5 protein-coding genes are annotated in these 6,883 nt (G+C 49.5%); 1 reads left to right on the top strand and 4 read right to left on the bottom strand.

Annotated elements, in window-relative coordinates; all coding sequences use genetic code 11:
* Nucleotides 1–110: 110 nt before the first annotated feature.
* Nucleotides 111–2,858, bottom strand: a complete 2,748-nt coding sequence (secA, locus tag ACM5Q9_RS14140; protein ID WP_418145391.1) for a preprotein translocase subunit SecA — start codon at nucleotides 2,856–2,858, stop codon at nucleotides 111–113.
* A 92-nt stretch (nucleotides 2,859–2,950) separates the two neighbouring features.
* Entirely contained in the window at nucleotides 2,951–3,958 is a 1,008-nt protein-coding gene (locus tag ACM5Q9_RS14135) for a M23 family metallopeptidase (protein WP_418145390.1), read from the bottom strand.
* Nucleotides 3,959–4,063: 105 nt separating this feature from the next.
* Between ACM5Q9_RS14135 and ACM5Q9_RS14130 the strand changes: the two genes are divergently transcribed.
* Nucleotides 4,064–4,567 carry a DciA family protein gene (locus tag ACM5Q9_RS14130; RefSeq protein WP_418145389.1) on the top strand — a complete coding sequence of 168 codons (504 nt, stop codon included), beginning with the start codon at nucleotides 4,064–4,066 and terminating at the stop codon, nucleotides 4,565–4,567.
* On the opposite strand, the gene lpxC is transcribed toward ACM5Q9_RS14130, so the two are convergent.
* Together lpxC and ftsZ are read right to left on the bottom strand one after the other, a co-directional pair.
* Nucleotides 4,564–5,487, bottom strand: a complete 924-nt coding sequence (gene lpxC / locus ACM5Q9_RS14125) for a UDP-3-O-acyl-N-acetylglucosamine deacetylase (protein WP_418145388.1) — start codon at nucleotides 5,485–5,487, stop codon at nucleotides 4,564–4,566. The genes ACM5Q9_RS14130 and lpxC overlap by 4 nt on opposite strands.
* Before the next feature lie 199 nt (nucleotides 5,488–5,686).
* Complete coding sequence (ftsZ, locus tag ACM5Q9_RS14120; RefSeq protein ID WP_418145386.1) at nucleotides 5,687–6,880, bottom strand: cell division protein FtsZ; 1,194 nt, start codon at nucleotides 6,878–6,880, stop codon at nucleotides 5,687–5,689.
* Nucleotides 6,881–6,883: the final 3 nt, after the last annotated feature.

Below are 6,883 nucleotides of genomic sequence, written 5' to 3'. Positions count from 1 at the left end.
CTACTGCGTGGGAACAAGCTGAGTACGAAATATGTAAACTTGACGTAACCGGTTCATGCCCGAACGGACAGGAACCGGTTAGCTTCAGCTTAACCCTTTGCCCACAGTTTTTATTTCAATTGACCGTGACAATGCTTGAATTTCTTGCCACTACCACACGGACATGGATCATTGCGACCGACATTGGCCATCATGTTCCGAACCGTAATTCCGCCCGCAGAAACATCTCCGTTTTCATTAACCTCGACACCCAAGGCTTCATCAAAGTCAGAATGATGTAACTTGACGTTCTGGACATGAGACTGGGCGGCTTCGGCACCCGCTTCCTGCACTTGTTCGGGAGAGCGGATCTGCACCGTCATTAACACCTTGATCGTGTCATTACGAACGCGTTCAAGCATGCCGGCAAACATCTGGAAAGCTTCTTTCTTGTATTCCTGCTTAGGATCTTTTTGTGCGTATCCGCGCAAGTGAATACCCTGACGCAGGTGATCAAGTGAAGCCAGATGCTCGCGCCAATGCGAATCAATGGTTTGCAACAGGATGGAACGCTCAAATGAAGACCATTGTTCCTGTCCAACCAGCGCCACCTTGGCATCGTAAGCGTTCTTTGCCGCTTCCTGGATAGCATCCACGATTTCCTCTTCACCAAGGCTTTCATCCGCCTGGATCATGGCAGTCAAGGGAACCTCTATTTGCAGCTCTGCAGCCAGCGCGGTTTCAAGTGCCGGAATATCCCATTGCTCTTCCATGGAATTTTCGGGAATATAGGTACGCACCAGATCATTGACAGCGGCACTACGCAACTCGGTAATCATATCCGAAATGGACTGTTCTTCCAGTACCTCGTTACGCTGGCCATACAATACCTTGCGCTGGTCATTGGACACATCATCGTATTGAAGCAGTTGCTTGCGAATGTCAAAGTTGCGGCTTTCAACCTTGCGCTGGGCCGACTCAATAGAGCGGGAAACCATTTTGGCTTCGATCGGCTCGCCATCAGTACCCAGGCGCTCCATGATGGCACGCACACGCTCTCCCGCAAAAATACGCATCAGGGAGTCATCAAGGGAGAGATAAAAGCGGGAAGACCCAGGATCACCCTGACGGCCGGCACGACCACGCAACTGGTTATCGATACGGCGTGATTCATGACGCTCGGTACCAATAATACGTAATCCACCGGCAGCTTTGACCTGTTCGTTCAAGGGTTTCCATTCTTCGCGGATTTTGGCGATTTTCTCTTCTTTCTGTGCCGCCGTTAAGGAATCATCGGCACGAACCAGGTTAATGGCTTTTTCGATGCTTCCGCCAAGCACGATATCGGTACCACGACCGGCCATATTGGTCGCAATGGTAATGCGACCCGGTTTGCCCGCTTCAGCCACAATTTCCGCTTCACGAGCATGCTGTTTGGCATTAAGCACTTCATGAGGCAGCTTTTCTTTTTTCAGCAGCGCTGACAGTAGTTCGGAGTTTTCGATACTGGTCGTACCCACCAGAACAGGCTGGCCACGCTCGTAACAATCGCGGATATCCTTGATGATAGCAGCGAATTTTTCATTATCATTTTTGAAGATCTGGTCGTTCTGGTCGATCCTGACCATGGGCAGGTTGGTTGGAATAATAACGGTTTCAAGACTGTAAATTTCCTGAAACTCGTATGCCTCGGTATCGGCCGTACCGGTCATGCCGGACAGCTTTTCATACATGCGGAAATAGTTCTGGAAGGTAATGGAAGCCAGTGTCTGGTTTTCATTCTGGATTTGCACACCTTCCTTGGCTTCAACGGCCTGGTGAAGGCCATCGGACCAGCGACGGCCGGCCATGAAACGGCCGGTGAATTCATCAACAATCACCACTTCGTTGTTTTGCACCACATAATGCTGGTCTTTGAAGAACAGGTTATGGGCACGCAAGGCCACCATCAAATGGTGCATTAAAGTGATATTGCGCGGATCATACAGGGATTCGCCTTCGGGCAATATACCAGCCTGACGCAGGATCTTCTCGGATTTTTCATGACCGGCTTCAGACAGGTAAATTTGCTGGGATTTCTCATCAACCCAGAAGTCACCCTCGGGCTCGGGTTCCTGCGGCTTAGGCTCTTCTTTCATGCGCGTAAGCAAGGCAGGAATGTCATTCATGCGTATATACAATTCGGTATTATCTTCAGCCTGACCGGAAATAATCAACGGAGTACGGGCCTCATCAATCAGGATGGAGTCAACTTCATCGACAATCGCATAATTAAGTCCACGCTGGCGGCGGTCCTCTATGCGATATTCCATATTGTCGCGCAGGTAATCGAAACCGAATTCGTTATTGGTACCATAGGTGATATCGGCACGGTAAGCCTCGATTTTTTCCTGGTTGTCTTGCTGCGGGACCACTACCCCTACCGTCATGCCTAGGAAATTATAAAGACGGGCGTTTAATTGCGCATCCCGACGGGCCAGATAATCGTTGACGGTAACCACGTGGACACCCTTGCCACTAAGGGCATTAAGGTAGACCGGCAAGGTACTCATCAGGGTTTTACCTTCTCCGGTACGCATCTCTGCAATTTTTCCGTTATGCAAGGCAATACCGCCCAACAACTGCACATCAAAATGGCGCATGCCCAATATCCGCTTGGACGCCTCACGGGTCACGGCAAAGGCTTCGGGAAGCAAATCATTAAGGCTTTCGCCCTTTTCGAGACGGGCGCGAAACTCTGGCGTCTTGGCGGCAAGCTCTTCATCTGAAAGCGCTGATATTGTTTTTTCCAGCGCATTGATTTTTGACACTATTTTGCGATACTGTTTAAGTATGCGGTCATTACGGCTGCCAACTAGTTTTTTAAGTATAGAAATCATTCTTATTTTACAATATTAGCTTGGATTTTCGCAGGCGCTACCCGCCAAACCGGTCCAATGTGGTTAGTCAAATATTACTCGAAGCCAGTAGTTTAACGCATACGGGTTCTGGTTGTAACGCCAGATGGCAAACTGGCCCCAGCTTTTCCACCTACACCCAGTTGTGCCCCAATCACAGCCGCCCCCGCCTTGCTAACCGTTTCAAGCAAGGAATTCTCGGCAACCGCTGTCGCAGGTGCGGTAGATGTTTGCTTAAGGAACATCAACGGATCAACCGGAGTGTCATTGACACGGACCTCGAAATGCAAATGCGCACCGGTTGAACGCCCAGTAGAGCCAACCCGGCCAATAATTTGTTTCTTGGAAACCAGATCACCGGTTTTCACCAGCAATTTGGAAGCATGGGCATATCTGGTTACTACGCCATTGCCATGATCAACATCAATGACATTGCCGTAAGCACCATTATAGCTAGCGTCTACCACTATTCCGGCTGATGCGGCATAAATGGGAGTGCCTGTTGGCGCTGCAAAGTCGGTGCCGGAATGCAGATGATATTTCTTGCTGACGGGATGGCGACGCCAGCCATAAGCGGAAGAAATTCGGGCGGCAGACATGGACACCGGCAAGGCGGACGGAATGCGGCTGCGATCGGCATTACGCGTATTCAGCAGCAATTCCATCGTTCTGAAACCATCATTTTGCATGGAAATTTGCTGTTTAAGCATATCCAGCTCACGGCCAATTTCTTCGGCTGACATGATGGTATCATTGGTAATCAAATCTTCTTCGAAGGAATAGGGCTCATCCGACTGCTTTGCCGAAGGCAAAATTGCCGCCGCCTCGGGAGACTTAAGCAAACCCGCCGTACCGGCGACCCGGGTACCCAGTTTTTCAAGGCTCTCAACCCGCGCGCGCAATTCACCCACCTGGGCCGCCATGAAGTTTACGCTGTTACGGATCAGTGCCTCATCACGGGTTGAGGGTTGCGCATTAGCCGCCAAGTGGCTATTATTTTCCTGATTGAGTGATTGAACGCCCCAGTATCGCTCTAGCATTGCACCACTGGCTACCGCAATACCCAATCCTAATACTGACATACTGAATGTCCAGATTTTCTTGCTGGACTGCCTGTGTTTATACGAACTTTCCGATAAAAAAAGATCTTTTTTACGCTTTCTAAACATTTTACCTATCTACTGTCTATGTCCCTGTTTCGTAAATATTATAAAAACAAAAACCATACTACCCATAGCCAACAAAGCAATGAGGAAAAGACTGCCCTAGGCTGGCTCAGGGATGATGAACAAAAGGCAAACATCCTTAAAACGGCCAGTTACTACCTGGACATACAAAATACGATTCTCGATAGTTTACATGATCCGGTAACGCAAGCATGTAAAATCCTGAAGTTTGATAACGGAACCCTGGTCATTGCCGTACCAAGTGCCGCCTATGCGGCAAAGATACGCCAACTTACGCCAAGAATCAGCCAACTTCTGATGAATCGCGGCCTGAACGTCAATGAAGTCCGCATCAGGATACAGGCAAACCTGTACAAACCCGAACCGAATGCCCAAGCCCATACTGAAAACAAGACTATTTTAAACCAATCTGCGCTGGACGCATTTGATAAATTGCATCAAAACCTGCCTAAAGGAGATCTTTCTGATGCAATTGCCCGCATTTTAAAACGAAGAAAAAATTAAGCCAGACGCCAATCACGGCCAACAGCATCGGCAGCGGCTGCCTGTGAATCATAAGTCACAATTTCCCAGGCATCTTCCTGTGCCAGCAAGGCACGGCACAACTTGTTGTTCAGGCCATGACCCGATTTACATGCCACGTAACGGGCAAGCAGAGGCTTACCAATCAGATAAAGGTCTCCGATGGCATCCAGGATTTTATGCTTGACGAATTCATCATCATAACGCAAGCCATCGCTATTAAGTATACGGTAATCATCCATCACAATGGCGTTATCAAGGCTACCACCACGGGCCAGGCCAATGGAACGCATGGCCTCTACATCACTGGCAAAGCCAAAAGTGCGGGCACGGGCAATTTCCTTGGCATAGGAATCACGGGCGAAGTCTACTTCGGCAAAACTGGCGGTTGAATCGATGGCTGGATGCTGGAAATTAATTGAAAATGCCAGGGAAAAACCTTCATAAGGCTCAAGCCGGGCCCATTTGGCATTTTCACCCTCGCCTTCGCTAACTTCCACGGTTTTCAAGACTTTCAGAAAACGCTTGGGTGCATTTTGCTCGACGATACCGGCAGAGCGCAGCAAATAAACGAAAGTACCGGCACTGCCATCCATAATGGGCACTTCTTCGGCATCAAGGTCTACATGGATATTATCGATACCTAGACCAGCCAGGGCAGACATTAAATGTTCTACGGTAGAGATGCGGACATTGCCATTTTGCAAGACAGAAGCCATGCGGGTATCGCCAACCTTGTCTGCCAAGGCAGGAAAGTCAATCACGTCAGGGGTATCGATACGATGGAAGACAATACCGGTATTTGCCTCTGCAGGACGCAGGACGATTTCCACGCGTTCGCCAGAGTGCACGCCGACACCGGTTGTTTTGACTATATTCTGAATGGTTCTTTGTCTGAGCATAAGTTTAATATCGCCACAAGGCTAAGATTTACCTTTACTTTAAAGGCTCATTTTACCTTGAATTGGTGGGCCAAGTTATTGATTTGACTAAAAAGTGTTTCAATCAAAGACAAAAAAGAAACGGCTTGGGGAAACCGTTTCTTTTAATTGATGGAAACCATGAAGCTGATTTCCAGCAGGAGTTGGTACTACTTTTTTATTAATCAGCCTGTTTGCGCAAAAATGCAGGAATATCGTAACGCTCCATCCCTGATGTTTCAAGCGCCCTTACCTGATCGGAAGCCGCCTGGCTGCGAGCACGGGGATTACGGAACACCGGCGGGGTATCAAGATTGAACGCCTCAGGCTGGCTGTCGACCGCATTCAGGTTCAAGACCAGGTCATCAGTGCCGGTACGGACGTTCTGGGTTACGTTATGCACCAATTCAGGCTGTTTGCGTCCCAAGCCTGTGGCAACAACAGTCACGCGCAAGCTGTCACCCATGGATTCGTCAAAGGCGCTACCAAAAATAAAGTGGGCATCCTTCGAAGCATAGCTGCTGATAATTTCGTTGATCAGCTTGGTTTCTGTCATTTTCAGGGAGCGGCTGGCAGTTACATTAACCAGGATACCGCGCGCACCGTTCAGGTCAACACCCTCTAGCAACGGGCAGGCAATTGCCTGTTCGGCAGCAACCCGGGCACGATCCTGGCCACTGGCAACCGCCGTACCCATCATGGCCTGGCCGTATTCACCCATGACCGTCTTGACGTCTTCGAAGTCGACGTTGATATCACCCTGGACATTAATGATTTCAGCAATCCCTGCGCAGGCATTGTACAGAACATTATCGGCTTCCTTGAAGCAGTCATCCTGGGTGGCATCTTCGCCCATCAACTCGTAAAGTTTTTCGTTCAGGACCACAATCAGGGAGTGCACATGCTTGGCAAGTTCGGCAATCCCTTCTTCTGCGGATTTCATGCGACGGGTACCTTCAAATGAGAAAGGCTTGGTGACCACGCCTACAGTAAGAATACCCAATTCCTTCGCCACTTCAGCAACAACAGGACCTGCACCGGTACCGGTACCGCCACCCATGCCAGCAGTGATGAACACCATATTTGCGCCATTCAGGGCAGCCCTGATTTCCTCACGGGCAAGCTCGGCCGCTGCACGTCCTTGTTCTGGCTTGGCGCCCGCTCCCAAACCGGAATTACCCAGGCGAATTTGCACAGGTGCCTCGGTCGCGGTCAGCGCCTGGGTGTCTGTATTGGCGCAAATAAAATCAACGCCTTTGATACCTGAACGCATCATGTGCCGTACTGCATTGCCACCAGCACCGCCAACACCAATAACCTTGATAACGGTGCCGCTACTGTTACTGTCATCTAATATTTGAAAACCCAAATCCATGTT

The organism is Advenella sp. RU8 (assembly GCF_048381675.1).
Lineage (GTDB): Bacteria > Pseudomonadota > Gammaproteobacteria > Burkholderiales > Burkholderiaceae_B > Advenella.
The sequence above is the reverse complement of the archived record's forward strand: the minus strand, read 5'-3'. Positions and strand labels throughout refer to the sequence as shown.